Consider the following 15,584-nt stretch of genomic DNA (forward strand, 5'->3'; position numbering starts at 1 on the left):
TTCGTGGTAATGATTCATCACATTTTTTGAAGCCATCTTAGCCTTAAGGCGACTATAACCCGCGGGCTGACCGGCAGGGCGGGTCCTGTGATTCGCGCTCGCCGGTAACGAAATCCAGAAGCCGTTGCTGGGGGTCATATGAGCCGTAACTATTTCGGGACCGATGGGATTCGTGGCCGCGCCAACGGCCTGATCACGCCGGAACTCGCGCTCAAGGTCGGGCAGGCCGCAGGTCTTCTGTTCCAGCGCGGCGAGCATCGCCACCGGGTGGTGATCGGCAAGGATACACGCCTTTCCGGGTACATGATCGAATACGCCATGGTGGCCGGCTTCACCTCGGTCGGCATGGACGTGCTGCTGGTCGGCCCGATGCCGACGCCCGCGGTCGCCATGCTCACCAAGTCGATGCGCGCCGATCTCGGCGTCATGATCTCGGCCTCACACAATCTGTTCGAGGACAACGGCATCAAGCTGTTCGGGCCGCAGGGTTTCAAGCTGTCCGACGATGTCGAGAGGCAGATCGAGCAACTGCTCGATGAATCGCTCGACAAGAAGCTGGCGCAGAGCGCGAGCCTCGGCCGCGCCCGCCGCATCGACGGCGTGCACGATCGCTACATCGAATTCGCCAAGCGCACCCTGCCGCGCGATCTCTCGCTCGACGGTCTTCGCGTCGTGGTCGATTGCGCCAACGGCGCGGCCTACAAGGTCGTGCCCGAGGCGCTGTGGGAGCTCGGCGCCGATGTGATCTCGATCGGCGTGGAGCCGGACGGCTTCAACATCAACAAGGAATGCGGCTCGACCTCGCCGGAGGCACTGTGCCGGAAGGTACGGGAAATGCGCGCCGACATCGGCATCGCGCTCGACGGCGACGCGGATCGCGTGATCCTGGTCGACGAGCGCGGCCACATCGTCGATGGCGATCAGCTGCTCGCGGTCATCGCGCAGAGCTGGAAGGAAGACGGCCGCTTGGCGCGCGCCGGTATCGTCGCGACGGTGATGTCCAATCTCGGCCTCGAGCGCTTCCTGCAGGGGCTGGGGCTCGAGCTGGTGCGTACGCCGGTCGGCGACCGCTATGTGCTCGAGCGCATGCTGGCCGACGGCTACAATCTCGGCGGTGAGCAGTCGGGCCATATCATTCTCTCGGATTACGCGACGACGGGCGACGGCTTCGTCGCGGCGCTGCAGGTGCTGGCGACGGTGCAGAGGCTGCGCCGTCCGGTCTCCGAGGTCTGCCATCGCTTCGACCCGCTGCCGCAGATTCTCAAGAACGTCCGCTATCGCAGCGGCAAGCCGCTCGACGCGGACGAGGTGAAGTCGGCGATCGACACCGGACAGAAGCGCCTCAACGGCCATGGCCGACTGCTCGTACGCTCCTCCGGAACCGAGCCGGTGATCCGCGTGATGGGCGAGGGTGACGACCGCGATCTGGTCGAAGAGGTCGTCGACGAGATCGTCGCTGCCGTCGGCAACGCTGCGGCTGCTGCTTGATCGCGGACGGGAATATATCAATCTCTGCGGCCTGCCATCGACGTCGGATGGCAGGCCTTTTTGTTGGTCCCTTCTCTGCTCGCAAGCTGATGGGAGCGGATGTGCCTGAGCGAGCAGGGCGCGTCGGACTGCCGGACGCGATCGCCTGCGCGCCAGCGCCTTGGCTGCGACCGATTGAGATGGGACTCAACTAATTAGTTGTTCTTCATCCTGCGGTCAAAATTGTCGCTAACGAATTGTTAGGAGGGGTTGCTTGGCCGTTAACGACTCCGCGCGCTCATGAAAAATCAACCTTAATTATTAGGGTTAAGCGCTGCTTAAGCATTTGGCGTGATAGTGTGGCATCAGCGTGATGTGGAAGCAATTCTCCGATTGCTTCACCGGCCAAAGGGACGAAAAAATGCGTAGCGTTAAGTTTCTGATCGCCGCCGGAGCGGCCACTCTGTTTTCCACTTCGGTCTTCGCTGCCGACATGCCCATCATGCCCCCTCCGGTCTACGCGCCGCCGCCGGCGGCCGATTTCGGTGGCTGGTATCTGCGCGGCGACATCGGTTTCAGCAATCAGAAGGTCAAGGACGTCCATTACTCGCGCGAATCCGCCTACACGCCGATGACGTCGTTCAACCAGACCTCGGCGTTCGATACCGCGGGCATCTATGGCGTCGGCGTCGGCTATCGCTTCAACAGCTGGTTCCGCGCCGACGTCACCGGCCAGTATCGCGGCAATGCGAACTTCAAGGCCACCGACCGCTTCAATGCAACGGCGGGCGGCGTGCCCTACAGCGGCATCGACAATTACAGCGGCAGCAAGTCCGAATGGCTGGTGCTCGCCAACGCCTATGTCGATCTCGGCACCTGGTGGTGCGTGACGCCGTTCATCGGCGCGGGTGTCGGTGGTGCGCGGGTGACGATTTCGAATTTCACCGACACGGGCATCAACAACCTGCCGTTCACGACCACGAGCTTCGCGACGGCGCCGACCTCCTCGAAATGGAATTTCGCATGGGCGGCCCATGCCGGTCTGGCTTACAACGTCAATCCGAACCTGGTGCTGGAGCTGGCCTACAGCTACGTCGATCTCGGTCACGGGCAGACCGGTGTACTATCCGACTACGTCGGCAACACCACCGGCAACGTCTTCAAGTTCAAGGACATCACCTCGCACGACCTGAAGCTCGGCGTGCGCTGGAATTTCGACAATCCTCCGCCGCCGCCGATGCCGGCGCTGATCCGCAAGGGCTGAATCGAGCGCTCGCCCTCACTGTAAATCGAACGAACGGCGCGGGCCTCCCGCGCCGTTTCGCGTTTCTGATCGGGCGAAGCGCGCGCTTTCGCTGAAAGAATTTCCGTGCAGAGCGCTGCGACAACGAATGATTAAGGTTAACGCGCGATGATCGGAACAGAGAGTCAAGTGCTGATTGGAGCGTTGCGATGCGTAGCCTGGTGGTGGCGGTTTCGGTGTGCGGCATGGTCTCCGCGGCCCAGGCCGCGGACTTGTCCGACCTTCCGATCCTGCGCGGTGGCCTGACCGAGGGCCTGAACAATTCGCGGGTCAACTGGGACGGTTACTATGTGGGCGTCCAGGGCGGCTACGGCTCGTCCGATGAGAATTTCAACGGCTCGACCAAGAACATGACGGCGGCGGTGTTGGCCAACACGCTGATCGAGAGCCAGATGCAGGTATCGTCCTGGAACCCGAATCTCGGCAAGCAATCCTCGCGCGCATCGGGCTTCGGCGCCTTCGTCGGCTACAACAGTCAGTGGGACGACGTCGTGCTCGGCGTCGAGGCGAGCTATCTGCACGGCAAATACGGCGGCATGGCCTCTTCGAGCCGCACGCTCGTCAGCACGGCCGCACTGACCGACGGCAACTTCCACGCCGTGACGTCGACGCAGTCCTCGCAGATCTCGATCACCGACATGGCGACGATCCGCGGTCGTGCCGGCTATGCGATGGGTTGCTTCCTGCCCTACGCATTTTTCGGCCTTGCACTCGGCAACGCAGATATCGGCCAGTCCGTGACGGTTCAGGACCGGGTCAGCACGACATTTCTCGGCACCTACACGCCGCTTGCGCCGCTCAGCGCCAACAACCTTCAGCACAATCACCTGATCTACGGCTACAGCGCCGGTCTCGGCGTCGACGTCAATCTGGTCGGGGGCCTGTTTGCGCGGGCCGAATACGAATACGTCCGCTTCACCTCGACGGTCGACACCAGCATCAATACGGTGCGCGCGGGCCTCGGCTACAAGTTCTGAGCTGATTGCAAGCCTGTCCTGTATGCCGATGTCCGTCAGCATCCGTCCTGCGCAGCGCGACGACGTCGCTGCCATTGTCGCCATGCTCGCCGACGATCATCTCGGCCGGGCGCGCGAGCGCCTCGAGCAGCCGTTGCCGCAGTCCTACTACGACGCGTTCGAGACGATCGCGCGGGATGGGAACATCACCCTGATCGTTGCCGAGGAGGCGGGCCGGGTGGTCGGCTGCCTGCAACTCTGCATCCTGCCCGGGCTCAGCTCGCAAGGTGCGTCGCGCGCGCTGGTCGAGGATGTTCGGGTCGCCACCGACCGCCGCAGCCGCGGCATCGGCGAGCAGCTGCTGCAATGGGCGATCGCCGAGGCGCGCAAGCAGCGCTGCAATCTGGTCGAGCTGATGACGCATCAAAGCCGCACCGACGCGCAACGCTTCTACGGGCGGCTCGGCTTCGCCAAGAGCCATGTCGGCATGGTGATGCGGTTCTGATCAGCGCGGCAGGCGGTAGGCCGCGACGGCGTTCGGGCCGAACGCCTTGTCGCGGATGTCCGAGCCGAGCTGTGTCAGGCAGCGCTCGAGCGCCTGCTTGATTTCACGGTAGCTGCCGGCGAGCAGGCAGACCGGCCAGTCCGAGCCGAAGATCAGCCTGTCGGCGCCGAAGCAGCGCGCCACATGTGTCACGTAGGGCTGCAGCCGCTCCGCGTCCCAGTCGGTCCAGACGGCTTCCGTGGCGAGCCCCGACACCTTGCACCAGACATTGCCGCAAGCCGCGAGCTCGGCGATGCGATCGGCCCAGTCCTGATCGAAGCCGGTTGCGATCGGCGGCTTGGCGGCGTGGTCCAGCACGAAGCGCGCTCTTGGAAAGGCGCGCACCGTCGCAATCGCCGCTGGTAGCTCTCGCGTGCGCACCAGCAGATCGTACGTCAAGTCGTGCGCGAACACGCTGTCGAGGCCGCGCCTGACGTCGCCGCGAAAGATCCACGCCGGATCGGCCTCGTCATGGACCTGGTGGCGGATGCCGACCAGCCTGTCGCCGCCGGGCAGGCCGCGCAGCCGGTCGATCGTCGACCCTACCGACGGATCGGTCAGGTCGACCCAGCCGACGACCCCGCCGACGAATGGCGTCGCATGGGCGATGCGCAGGAACTCCTCGGTCTCGTCGAGCGACGAGCGGGTCTGCACCAGGATGCTGGCGTCGAGAGCGTTCTCGGCCAGCAGCGGGGCAAGGTCGGCGGGACCGAACGGACGGCGGATCGGCGCCAGCGCGTCGCCGGTCATCCACGGATAGTCGGCGCGACCGGGATCCCAGAAGTGCTGATGCGCGTCGATGACACGGCTCATGGCGCGTCTCCCGGCAGCGGCGCCCGGGCATCGACGAGATTGCTGGCACGCAGGTCGCGCCAGAAGGCGGGCGGGATCGGAGCTTGCGCCATCGCGATGTTGTCGGCCGCCTCCTGCGCATTGCGGGCGCCCTGCAGGCCGACGGTCACGGCGGGATGGGCCAGGCAGAACTGGATCGCGGCAGCCTTGAGCTCGGTGCCGTGCTGTCTGCACAGCGCATCGAGCTGGCGCGCCCGCGCCACCAGCGCGGCATCGGCATCTTCGTAGTTGAACTTCGCCGGCCCGTGAGGGTTGGCGAGAATGCCGCTGTTGTAGATGCCGCCGAGAATGATGGCGATGTTGTTCTCGCGGCAGATCGGAAAGAGCGTCGTCAGCGCGCCCTGGTCGAGCAGCGTGTAACGGCCCGCCAGGAGAAAGCAGTCGACCGGAACGGCCTGCGCAAAGCGCGTCAGCATCTCCGACTGGTTCATGCCGGCGCCGATCGCCTGGATGCTGCCGTCGTCGCGCAGCCGCTGCAGCGCGCGAAAGGCGCCGGCCACAGCCTCGTCATAGTGATCGTCGGGATCATGCACGAGCAGGATGTCGATGCGATCGAGGCCGAGCCGGACCAGGCTCTCCTCGACCGAACGCATTACGCCGTCATAGGAGTAATCGAACCGCGGCCGCAGCGGCGGCGTGCCCTTGTAGTGCGGATCTTCGCCCGAGGCGGTCGGGTCCGGCCGCAGCAGCCGGCCGACCTTGGTCGAGATCACATAGCTGTCGCGCGGCTGCCGGCGCAGAAATGCACCGAGCCTCTGCTCGGCGAGGCCGAAGCCGTAGAGCGGCGCGGTGTCGTAGAAGCGCACGCCGCGCGCCCACGCCGCGGCGATCGTGGCTTCGGCATCGCCGTCGCTGACCGGCTCGAAAAGACCGCCGAGCGGCGCCGTCCCGAGGCCGAGTCGGGTGATGTCGAGCGGGCTCCTCCCGAGACGGACGCGTTCCATTCTTCTATCCTTGTTGTTCGGCGCGTGCAGATCGCGTCATTGTGCACGGATGCGTTCGACGAAACAATGACGTCGCATGGTGCAGTACAACGAAGAGGAGAGGACGATGTCGGCGATCAATCCACTGACGGCCTTCGGTGTCGTGCTGGCGACGGCTGCCACCGACGCGGTCTACGTCATGTTCACGTCGGCGGTCGTTGCCAAGCGACGGTTGTCAGCGGCGACCTGGAGCTCGATCTGGTACATGCTGTCGTCATTCGCGGTGATCAGCTACACGGAGAACTGGATCTACGTCGCATTCGCGGCGGTCGGCTCCTGGATCGGCGCCTACGGCTCGATGACCTTCCTGCATCGTCCGCCAGCTGGTCAGGCACCGGTCGGCGCCGCGCCGGAATGAATTGCATTCGCTTGCATGCCAGCACGACCGCGTGAACGCAGACAGGAGGCGCGCGAAGTTCCTTGACGCGGAACGACCCTTACCGTATTCACGCCGGCGGGACACCTCCCCCCAACGGGAGGCTTACTATCTGGAAGGATAGACGATGACTGCAGCGAAACCCTCGCAGCGGCCTGCCGTGCCGCACTTCTCCTCCGGCCCCTGCGCCAAGCGCCCCGGATGGACCTCCGAAAATCTCAAAGACGCTCCCCTCGGCCGCTCGCATCGCGCGAAGATTGGCAAGGCGAAGCTCAAGCAGGCCATCGAGCTGACGCGCGACGTCCTCGAAGTGCCCGCCGACTACAAGATCGGCATCGTGCCCGCGTCCGACACCGGCGCGGTCGAGATGGCGCTGTGGTCGCTGCTCGGTGCGCGGCCTGTCACCACGATCGCCTGGGAATCCTTCGGTGAGGGTTGGGTCAGCGACATCGTCAAGGAGCTGAAGCTCAAGGATGTCACCAAGCTGCACGCCGGCTATGGCGAGATCCCGGATCTGTCCAAGGTCGATCCGGCCAGTGACGTCGTCTTCACCTGGAACGGCACCACGTCAGGCGTGCGCGTGCCGAATGCCGACTGGATCAGCGCGAGCCGGGAAGGCCTGACGATCTGCGACGCCACCTCGGCCGCATTCGCGCAAGCCCTCGATTGGCCGAAGCTCGACGTCGTCACGTTCTCCTGGCAGAAGGCGCTCGGCGGCGAGGCCGCGCATGGCATGCTCATCCTCTCGCCGCGCGCGGTGGCGCGTCTCGAGACCTACAAGCCAGCCTGGCCGCTGCCGAAGATCTTCCGCCTCACCAAGGGCGGCAAGCTCAACGCCGGCATTTTCGAGGGCGAGACCATCAACACGCCCTCGATGCTGTGCGTCGAGGACTATCTGGACGCGCTCAACTGGGGCAAGTCGATCGGCGGCCTCAAGGCGCTGATCGCCCGCGCCGACGCCAACACCAAGGTCCTCGCCGACTGGAAGGCGCGAACGCCGTGGATCGACTTTCTCGCCAAGGATCCCGCCATCCGCTCCAACACCTCGGTGTGCCTCAAGGTCGTCGATCCCGCGATCACATCGCTGTCGGCCGATGCCCAGGCGGAGTTCGCCAAGAAGCTGGTGTCGCTGGTCGAGAAGGAGAACGCCGGCTTCGACTTCGCGCACTATCGCGATGCGCCGGCCGGCCTGCGCATCTGGTGCGGCGCGACGGTGGAAGCCAACGACGTCGCGCTGCTGACGCAGTGGATCGACTGGGCGTTCACTGAGGCCAAGGCCGCGCTGCCGAAGGCGGCGTAGCGCTTCTCGCTTGCCGTCATTGCGAGCGTAGCGAAGCAATCCAGGGCAACGCGGGAAGTCTGGATTGCTTCGTCGCAAGTGCCCCTCGCAATGACGAAGACAGCGAGCTGCGTAGGGTGGGCAAAGGCGCGAAGCGCCGTGCCCACCATCAACGTCAACCGACGCGAAAGACGGTGGGCACGCTGCGCTTTGCTCACCCTACGATTCGATTGCTTCCACCCATTCCGGCGCCGATGCGCTGTCCCTCTCTCGCGAGAGGCGTGAAGGAACATCGTCATGTCCAAACCCAAAGTTCTCATTTCCGACGCACTTTCCCCGGCCGCCGTGCAGATCTTCAAGGATCGCGGCATCGAGGTCGACTTCCAGCCCAATCTCGGCAAGGACAAGGACAAGCTCGCCGACATCATCGGCGACTATGACGGCCTTGCGATCCGCTCCGCGACCAAGGCCACGGCCAAGATCATCGAGCGTGCCAAGCGGCTCAAGGTGATCGGCCGCGCCGGCATCGGGGTCGACAATGTCGAAATCCCCGCGGCGACCGCCAAGGGCATCATCGTGATGAATACGCCGTTCGGCAATTCGATCACGACCGCCGAGCACGCGATCACGATGATGCTGTCGCTGGCGCGCGAGATTCCGCAGGCGGACGCCTCGACCCAGGCCGGCAAGTGGGAGAAGAACCGCTTCATGGGCGTCGAGATCACCGGCAAGACGCTGGGCGTGATCGGCTGCGGCAATATCGGCTCGATCGTCTGCGACCGCGCGCAGGGCCTGCGCATGAAGGTGATCGGCTTCGATCCGTTCCTCACCGAGGAGCGCGCCCTCGATCTCGGCGTCGAGAAGGTCGAGCTCGAGGAGCTGCTGAAGCGCGCCGACTTCATCACGTTGCATACGCCGCTCACCGACAAGACCCGCAACATCATCGATGCCGCGGCGATCGCCAAGATGAAGCAGGGCGTGCGCATCATCAATTGCGCGCGCGGCGGCCTGGTCGACGAGCAGGCGCTGCTCGAGGCCCTCAACAGCAAGCATGTCGCGGGCGCGGCCCTCGACGTGTTCGCCGAGGAGCCGGCGACCAGCAATCCGCTGTTCGGTCATGCCAACGTGATCTGCACGCCGCATCTCGGCGCCTCGACCACGGAAGCGCAGGAGAACGTCGCGCTGCAGATCGCCGAGCAGATGTCGGACTACCTGCTCACCGGCGCGATCTCGAACGCGATCAACTTCCCGTCGATCACCGCGGAAGAAGCGCCCAAGCTGAAGCCGTTCATCGCACTCGCCGAGAAACTCGGCTCGTTCGCGGGCCAGCTCACCGAAAGCAGCATCACCAAGATCCAGATCACCTATGAAGGCCACGTCGCCGAGATGAAGACCCGGGCGCTGACCTCGGCGGTGCTGGCCGGGCTGCTGCGGCCGATGCTGGGCGAGGTCAACGTCGTGTCGGCGCCGGTGATCGCCAAGGAGCGCGGCATGATCGTCGACGAGGTGCTGCGCGCCGGCGAGAGCGACTATGAGAGCCTGATCACGGTCGCGGTCACCACCGAGCATCAGGAGCGCGCGGTGTCGGGCACGGTCTACGCCGACGGCAAGCCGCGCCTCGTCGACATCAAGGGGATCCGTGTCGACGCCGAGTTCGGCAAGTCGATGATCTACGTCACCAACGAGGATAAGCCGGGCTTCATCGGCAAGTTCGCAAGCCTCCTCGGCGACGCGAAGATCAACATCGCGACCTTCCATCTCGGCCGTGTCGCGCCGGGAAGCGACGCGATCGCGCTGGTCGAGGTCGACGGTGCGGTGCCGGCGGATCTGCTCGCCAAGATCCAGGCATTGCCGCAGGTCAAGCAGGCCAAGGCGCTGGCGTTCTGATGACGCGCTAGAGCGCGCGGTGCTTCTTGGTTGAATCGACTTCGCCGCTGGCTCGGTTGACCTCTCCCGTCAAGCGAAGCTTCGCTTCGCCAGAGCGGGGGAGGTCGGCGCGAAGCGCCGGGTGGGGTCTCCCTCCGCTCGGGCAGCCTCAATCGAGGAGGCACCCCCCACCCCAGCCCTCCCCGCAACTGGGAGAGGGAGCGCACATCCTTCGCGGCTCGCAACCAGACCTCAACTCTTCACGCGCTGGGCCAAATTGGCCGACCGGAAAGGGCAGCCCGGCACCGTGGCCGTGCTGCCCTTTTCTGTGCTCGTCTGTGCTCGGCGGAATTTCAACGGCAAGCTTTGCGGTCGCACGATTTGAACCCGCGGACCTCTCGTGGCGTCTAACGCCCCGCAAGGGACCGGCTCATCCGGTTCTCAGGGGCGCTGGGATACGGAGAGATCGATGGCAATGCGAACGACGTGGCTGGTTACGACAACTCTCGTTCTCGGTGCCTCGCTGGCGGCAGCGCCGGGCCATGCGGCAAACCTTGACGCGACGTCCACCGTCGATGCCGTCACCGTGTATCCCGACGGCGCGACCGTGACCCGGGTCATCTCGCTCGACCTTCCCACCGGTGACACGACGGCGATCGCCAAGGACTTCCCGCTCGGACTCGATGCGTCCTCGCTTCGTGTGGAAGGCGAGGCCGGCGCCAAGCTCGTGATCGGCACCGTCGACGCCAAGCCACCGCGTGCGGCGCCGCCCGTCAACCTGCCCGACATCGACAAGCGCATCGAAGCGCTGAAGGACGAGCGCGCCAATCTCGATGGCACGATCGCCGCGGCCCTGGCGCGCAAGAAATTTGCCGAGCGTTTTGCCGAGGCATCGCCGGCCGGGCTCGGCGAAAAGGGCGAGGCGCGTCCGATCACGGAATGGCGTGCCGCGTTCGCCGCCGTCGCCGACGAGGTTGGACAGGCCGACGCGGCGATCCGTGATGCCGAACGCAAGCAGCGCGAGATCGATCGCGAGATCGCGCGCCTGCAGGACAATCTCACGACGAAGCCCCCGAGCAAGCTGGAGGTGCGGATCGAATTGTCGGCTGCGGCAGCGACCAAGGCGACCTTGCGCGTGACCTACGCGGTGCGCAATGCCCGCTGGGTGCCGCTCTACGACGCGCGTCTCGACACGACGGCGAAGGACCGCAAACCGGCTCTCGAACTGGTGCGACGCGCCGAGATCCAGCAGGCCACCGGGGAGGACTGGTCCGAGGTCGCGCTCACGGTTTCGACGGTGCGGACCGGACGCGGCGGCAGCGCGCCCGAGCTCAGGACGATCATCGCGCAATATCCGCCGCCACAGCCCGCGCCGAAGCCGGCCGCCGTCAGCGCGGCACGAGGACTCATGGAGAGCCGGCAGGAGTTTCGCTTTGGCGGAGGGACGACGTTCGGAGATGTCGCGGACAAGGCCGTCGAGCAGCAGACTGTCGCGGAGATCAGCGCCTTTCAGACCGTCTTCCACCTCCCCGGACGCGTCAGCGTCGGTGCCAATGATGGCGCGAAGAGCCTGCGGATTTCCACCGCGACGATCACGCCCGAACTGACGATCCGTTCGGCGCCCGTCATCGATGCCACCGCCTATCTCGAAGCGAGCTTCCCGCAGAGCGAGGAGGCGCCGCTGCTGCCGGGCAAGGTCTCGATCTATCGCGACGGCATGTTCGTCGGCACCAGCAGATTGGCGTCGGCCGGCAAGGACGAGGTCGTTCATGTCGGCTTCGGGGCCGACGACAAGGTCAAAGTCGAGCGCAGTGTCGTCAAACGGAACGAAGGTTCGGCCGGTCTGATCGTGACGACGGCGAAGATCGACGAGCGCGCCTTCAAAACCACGGTCCGCAACGCGCATGATTTCCCGATCAAGGTCGCGATCCAGGATCAACTGCCGGTCAGCGAGAACGAGGAGATCACGGTTGAGATGCTTCCCGCGACCACGCCGCCGGCCTCGACCAACGTCCGCGACCGGCGTGGTGTCGTCGAATGGGTGATCGACGCCAGACCCGGCGAGGCCAAGGATATCGCCTTCGCCTGGCGTGTGCGCTGGCCGAAGGACAAGTCGATCGTGTTGCAGCCGTCGGGCTGATTGCCCGGCGTGGGATCGGCGCCGTTTGATCCATGACAAGCCGCCCGGTCCCGGCCCTGTTATGCGCGAGTGGGACCCCGTTCGATCACGTCCTGTCCGGCCGTGATCGATCTCGACCGAGAGCGCCGACATGGAATCCGACCCGAACACCCGCAAGCAGGCCGTCGCCGTCGGCTACATCTTCCTCGCCGGCGTCGGCATGCTGCTGCTGCAATGGCTTCTGACGACCTACAACACGGTCGAGACGATTCCCTATAGCCAGTTCGAGCAGCTGATCGAGCAGGGCAAGATCTCCGAGGTGTCGGTCAGCCAGGACACCATCCAGGGCAAGTTCAAGGACAAGCAGTCCGACGGCAAGACGTCGTTCATCACCGCGCGCGTCGATCCGCCGCTGGCCGCGAAGCTTGCCGCAAAGGGCGTGACGGTGACTGGTGTGCCCTCGGGCGGGCTGATTCAGGCGCTGCTGTCCTGGGTCGTGCCGGCGCTGATGTTCTATCTCATCTGGGTGTTCCTCGGCCGCAAGGTGATGGATCGCCAGGGCTTCGGCGGTCTGATGTCGATCGGCAAGTCGCGCGCCAAGGTCTATGTCGAGACCGACACCAAGGTCACCTTTGCCGATGTCGCCGGTGTCGACGAGGCCAAGTTCGAGCTGCAGGAGGTGGTGCAGTTCCTGAAGGATCCGAAGAGCTATGGCCGGCTCGGCGCACACGTGCCCAAGGGCATCCTGCTGGTTGGCCCGCCCGGCACCGGCAAGACCCTGCTCGCCCGCGCGGTAGCGGGCGAAGCGGGTGTGGCGTTCTTCTCGATCTCCGGATCCGAGTTCGTGGAGATGTTCGTCGGCGTCGGCGCTGCCCGCGTGCGCGATTTGTTCGAGCAGGCCCGCAAGGCCGCGCCTTGCATCATCTTCATCGATGAGCTCGACGCGCTTGGCCGCAGCCGAAGCGTCGGCGGCCAGTTTGGCGGCTACGACGAGAAGGAGCAGACGCTCAATCAATTGCTGGCGGAGCTCGACGGCTTCGACCCAAGCTCCGGCGTCATCCTGCTCGCCGCGACAAACCGGCCGGAGATCCTCGATCCCGCGCTCATGCGCGCCGGCCGCTTCGATCGCCAGGTGCTGGTCGACCGCCCTGACAGGGGCGGGCGGCTCGCAATCCTCAAGGTGCATGTCCGCAAGATCACGGTCGCCGACAGCGTCGATCTCGACAAGGTCGCGGCACTGACGACCGGCTTCACCGGCGCCGACCTCGCCAACCTGATCAACGAGGCCGCGATCGCGGCGACCCGCCGCAAGGGCCACGAGGTGACGTTCGACGATTTCACGATGGCGATCGAGCGCATCGTCGCCGGCATCGAGAAGAAGAGCCGCGTGCTCAGTCCCGCCGAGCGCCGCCGTGTCGCCTATCACGAGATGGGTCACGCGCTGGTCGCGGCCAATCTCGTCGGCGTCGATCCGGTGCAGAAGGTCTCGATCATTCCGCGCGGCGTCGGCGCGCTCGGCTACACGATGCAGCGCCCGACCGAGGATCGCTTCCTGCTCGCGGTCAGCGAGTTGAAGAACCGCATCGCCGTGCTGATGGGCGGACGGGCTTCCGAGCAGTTGATCTTCGATGGCGATGTCTCGACCGGCGCCGCCGACGATCTGCAGCGCGCGACCGAGATCGCGATCGAGATGGTCACCAAATACGGGATGGATGCGACCGTCGGGCAGCGCACCTACGCGCCGCGTCCACAGGTGTCGTTCCTGCAGCCACAGGATCAGATCGTGTCGGCCGCGGAGGAGACCGGGCGCGAGATCGACCTCGCCGTCCGGGATCTGATTGCAGACGGCGATGCCCGTGCCAGGGCGATTCTCGAAAGCCATCGCCCGGACCTCGAGCGCGGCGTCGCGCTCCTGATTGCCAAGGAGACGCTGACCGCCGATGAGTTCGCGCCGTTGCGGCCGGCCTCCGCTGCGGTCCCGGTCCGGGATGCCGTTGCCCCGAGCTGATCCGGGATTCTACGGAGGGCGTTCGCAACCGAACTCTAACCATCGCCTGATCAGTTAACCAGCGGCTCACCTTGACAGATCGAGGTCGTCGATCGGGGACCGGGCGGAGTTCGTTGCGTGCTGCTGAACAACCTGAAGATTGCCCCCAAGCTCGCCATCGTCGTCGGCGTGGCGATGCTGGGCCTTGCCGCGGCCGGTACGTTTGCCGGCACTCTGATGCAAAAGGAGATGGTCAATGCCCGCATCGAACAGTGCCGGGCGATCGTCGAGACCGCGCGTAACATGGCCCTCGGCCTCATCAAGGATGTCGAAGCCGGCAAATTGACGAAGGAGGCCGCGCTCGACGAGTTCGTCAATCGCGGGAGAACGATGACCTTCGACAAGGGCACGGGCTATCTGTTCGCCTATACGATGGACGGCAATGTGGTGCTGTCCCAGGATCCGAAGCAGCGCGGCTCGAACGTGATCGATTTCGAGCTCAACGGCCGTAAGCTCGTCGTCGAGCTGCGCGACGGCGTTGCCAAGGATGGCGAAGTCACCTTGCACTACGAATACCTGCGCCCCGGCCAGGAGCAGCCGACCCGCAAGATCTCCTATGCCGTGATGATTCCCGGTTGGAATACGTTCGTGGGCACCGGCGTCTATGTTGACGATCTCGACGCGAAGATGAAGCCGCTGAAGTGGCTGATCTGGGTGGCCTGCGCAGGCATCGCGGTCGTCGCCGGCGGGATCGCCTGGCTGATCAGCCGCAGCATCAGCGTGCCGCTCGATCGTCTCGGCGTCCGCATGCGCGAGATCGCCGATGGCCGGCTCGAGGGCGAGATTCCCGGTGTCGGCCGCGGCGACGAGATCGGCGGGATGGCCTCCACTGTCCAGATCTTCAAGGACAACGCGCTGCGGATGCGCGAGCTCGAGCAGGCCGAGGCCGCCACCCAGCAGCGTGCGGCCGCCGAACGGACCGCGGCCATGCAGAATTTGGCCGCCGACTTCGAGCGCAGCGTCAACGGCATCGTCCGCTCGGTGGCGTCGGCGGCCGAGGGCATGCAGCACACCGCGCAATCGATGACCTCGACCGCGAGCGATGCCAGCTCGCGCGCCTCGACCGTCAGCGCCGCCACCCAGAGCGCCAATGACAATGTCGGCACGGTCGCGGCCGCGGCCGAAGAGCTGTCGAGCTCGGTCAATGAGATTTCGCGCCAGGTCGCCCGTTCCAGCGAGATTGCGAGCAAAGCCGTGGGCGATGCGGAGCGCACCAATGCCACCGTTCAGGTGCTGTCGACCGGCGCCGAGAAGATCGGCGAGGTCGTCAAGCTGATCCACTCGATCGCGGCGCAGACCAACCTGCTGGCGCTGAACGCCACCATCGAAGCCGCGCGCGCCGGCGAGTCCGGCAAGGGCTTTGCCGTCGTCGCCTCGGAGGTGAAGGCACTCGCCAACCAGACGGCGAAGGCGACCGAGGAGATTTCGGCGCAGGTCGCGGCGATGCAGACCTCGACCCAGGATGCGGTCACCGCCATCAGCGGCATCACCCAGACCATTGCGCAGATGAGCGAGATCACCAATTCGATCTCGACCTCGATCGCCCAGCAGGGCGACGCGACGCGCGAGATCGCGCGCAACATCCAGTCGGTCGCCGCCGGCTCGAACGAGATCAGCGCGCACATCGGCGGCGTGACCAAGGCGGCGGAAGCGACAGGCATGGCTGCCGCCGAAGTGCTGTCGAGCGCACGTGAGCTCGACAGCCAGTCGAGCCTGCTGCAGCGGGCCGTCGATGGCTTCATGGCGAAGGTGCGCACGGCCTAGTCGCAGCGGTGATGGACCGGGCCTGGCC

Annotated in this window: 12 protein-coding genes; 10 read left to right on the forward strand and 2 right to left on the reverse strand. The window is 65.4% G+C overall.

The window, feature by feature from the left end; translation table 11 throughout:
• The first annotated feature begins 138 nt into the window (after positions 1–138).
• The 4 genes from glmM (at position 139) to ACQR03_RS08880 (ending at position 4,231) form a co-directional block, all read left to right on the forward strand.
• On the forward strand, positions 139–1,488 hold the full coding sequence (gene glmM, locus ACQR03_RS08865; protein WP_315714122.1) for a phosphoglucosamine mutase: 1,350 nt from the start codon (positions 139–141) through the stop codon (positions 1,486–1,488).
• A gap of 400 nt (positions 1,489–1,888) precedes the next feature.
• Entirely contained in the window at positions 1,889–2,731 is an 843-nt protein-coding gene (locus tag ACQR03_RS08870; protein ID WP_315750069.1) for an outer membrane protein, read from the forward strand.
• Between the two features lie 188 nt (positions 2,732–2,919).
• A complete protein-coding gene (locus ACQR03_RS08875) occupies positions 2,920–3,747 on the forward strand; it encodes an outer membrane protein (RefSeq protein WP_315750070.1) in 828 nt (275 codons plus the stop codon).
• Positions 3,748–3,775: 28 nt separating this feature from the next.
• Entirely contained in the window at positions 3,776–4,231 is a 456-nt protein-coding gene (locus tag ACQR03_RS08880; RefSeq protein ID WP_315750071.1) for a GNAT family N-acetyltransferase, read from the forward strand.
• Here the strand turns inward: ACQR03_RS08880 and ACQR03_RS08885 are convergent, their stop codons facing one another.
• Both ACQR03_RS08885 and ACQR03_RS08890 read right to left on the reverse strand, forming a co-directional pair.
• A complete protein-coding gene (locus ACQR03_RS08885) occupies positions 4,232–5,083 on the reverse strand; it encodes an amidohydrolase family protein (RefSeq protein WP_315750072.1) in 852 nt (283 codons plus the stop codon).
• Entirely contained in the window at positions 5,080–6,066 is a 987-nt protein-coding gene (locus ACQR03_RS08890) for an aldo/keto reductase (protein WP_315750073.1), read from the reverse strand. Before ACQR03_RS08890 ends, ACQR03_RS08885 begins: the two co-directional genes overlap by 4 nt.
• A 106-nt stretch (positions 6,067–6,172) precedes the next feature.
• Between ACQR03_RS08890 and ACQR03_RS08895 the strand changes: the two genes are divergently transcribed.
• The 6 genes from ACQR03_RS08895 to ACQR03_RS08920 all read left to right on the forward strand — a co-directional run bounded on the left by ACQR03_RS08895 (position 6,173) and on the right by ACQR03_RS08920 (position 15,556).
• Complete coding sequence (locus ACQR03_RS08895) at positions 6,173–6,463, forward strand: hypothetical protein (RefSeq protein WP_315714383.1); 291 nt, start codon at positions 6,173–6,175, stop codon at positions 6,461–6,463.
• Positions 6,464–6,608: 145 nt separating this feature from the next.
• The gene (locus ACQR03_RS08900) at positions 6,609–7,781 is read left to right on the forward strand and encodes a phosphoserine transaminase (protein WP_316201317.1); all 1,173 of its coding nucleotides are present in this window, start codon (positions 6,609–6,611) and stop codon (positions 7,779–7,781) included.
• A 276-nt stretch (positions 7,782–8,057) separates the two neighbouring features.
• On the forward strand, positions 8,058–9,647 hold the full coding sequence (gene serA, locus ACQR03_RS08905) for a phosphoglycerate dehydrogenase (protein ID WP_316169320.1): 1,590 nt from the start codon (positions 8,058–8,060) through the stop codon (positions 9,645–9,647).
• Between the two features lie 454 nt (positions 9,648–10,101).
• Positions 10,102–11,766: a mucoidy inhibitor MuiA family protein gene (locus ACQR03_RS08910; protein WP_316169627.1), complete on the forward strand. Its 1,665-nt coding sequence runs from the start codon at positions 10,102–10,104 to the stop codon at positions 11,764–11,766.
• A gap of 130 nt (positions 11,767–11,896) precedes the next feature.
• Positions 11,897–13,753 carry an ATP-dependent zinc metalloprotease FtsH gene (gene ftsH / locus ACQR03_RS08915; RefSeq protein WP_315714130.1) on the forward strand — a complete coding sequence of 619 codons (1,857 nt, stop codon included), beginning with the start codon at positions 11,897–11,899 and terminating at the stop codon, positions 13,751–13,753.
• A 117-nt stretch (positions 13,754–13,870) separates the two neighbouring features.
• Positions 13,871–15,556, forward strand: a complete 1,686-nt coding sequence (locus tag ACQR03_RS08920) for a methyl-accepting chemotaxis protein (RefSeq protein ID WP_316166523.1) — start codon at positions 13,871–13,873, stop codon at positions 15,554–15,556.
• Positions 15,557–15,584 lie beyond the last annotated feature (28 nt).

The organism is Bradyrhizobium sp. HKCCYLS3070 (assembly GCF_051167575.1).
Taxonomy (GTDB): Bacteria; Pseudomonadota; Alphaproteobacteria; order Rhizobiales; family Xanthobacteraceae; genus Bradyrhizobium.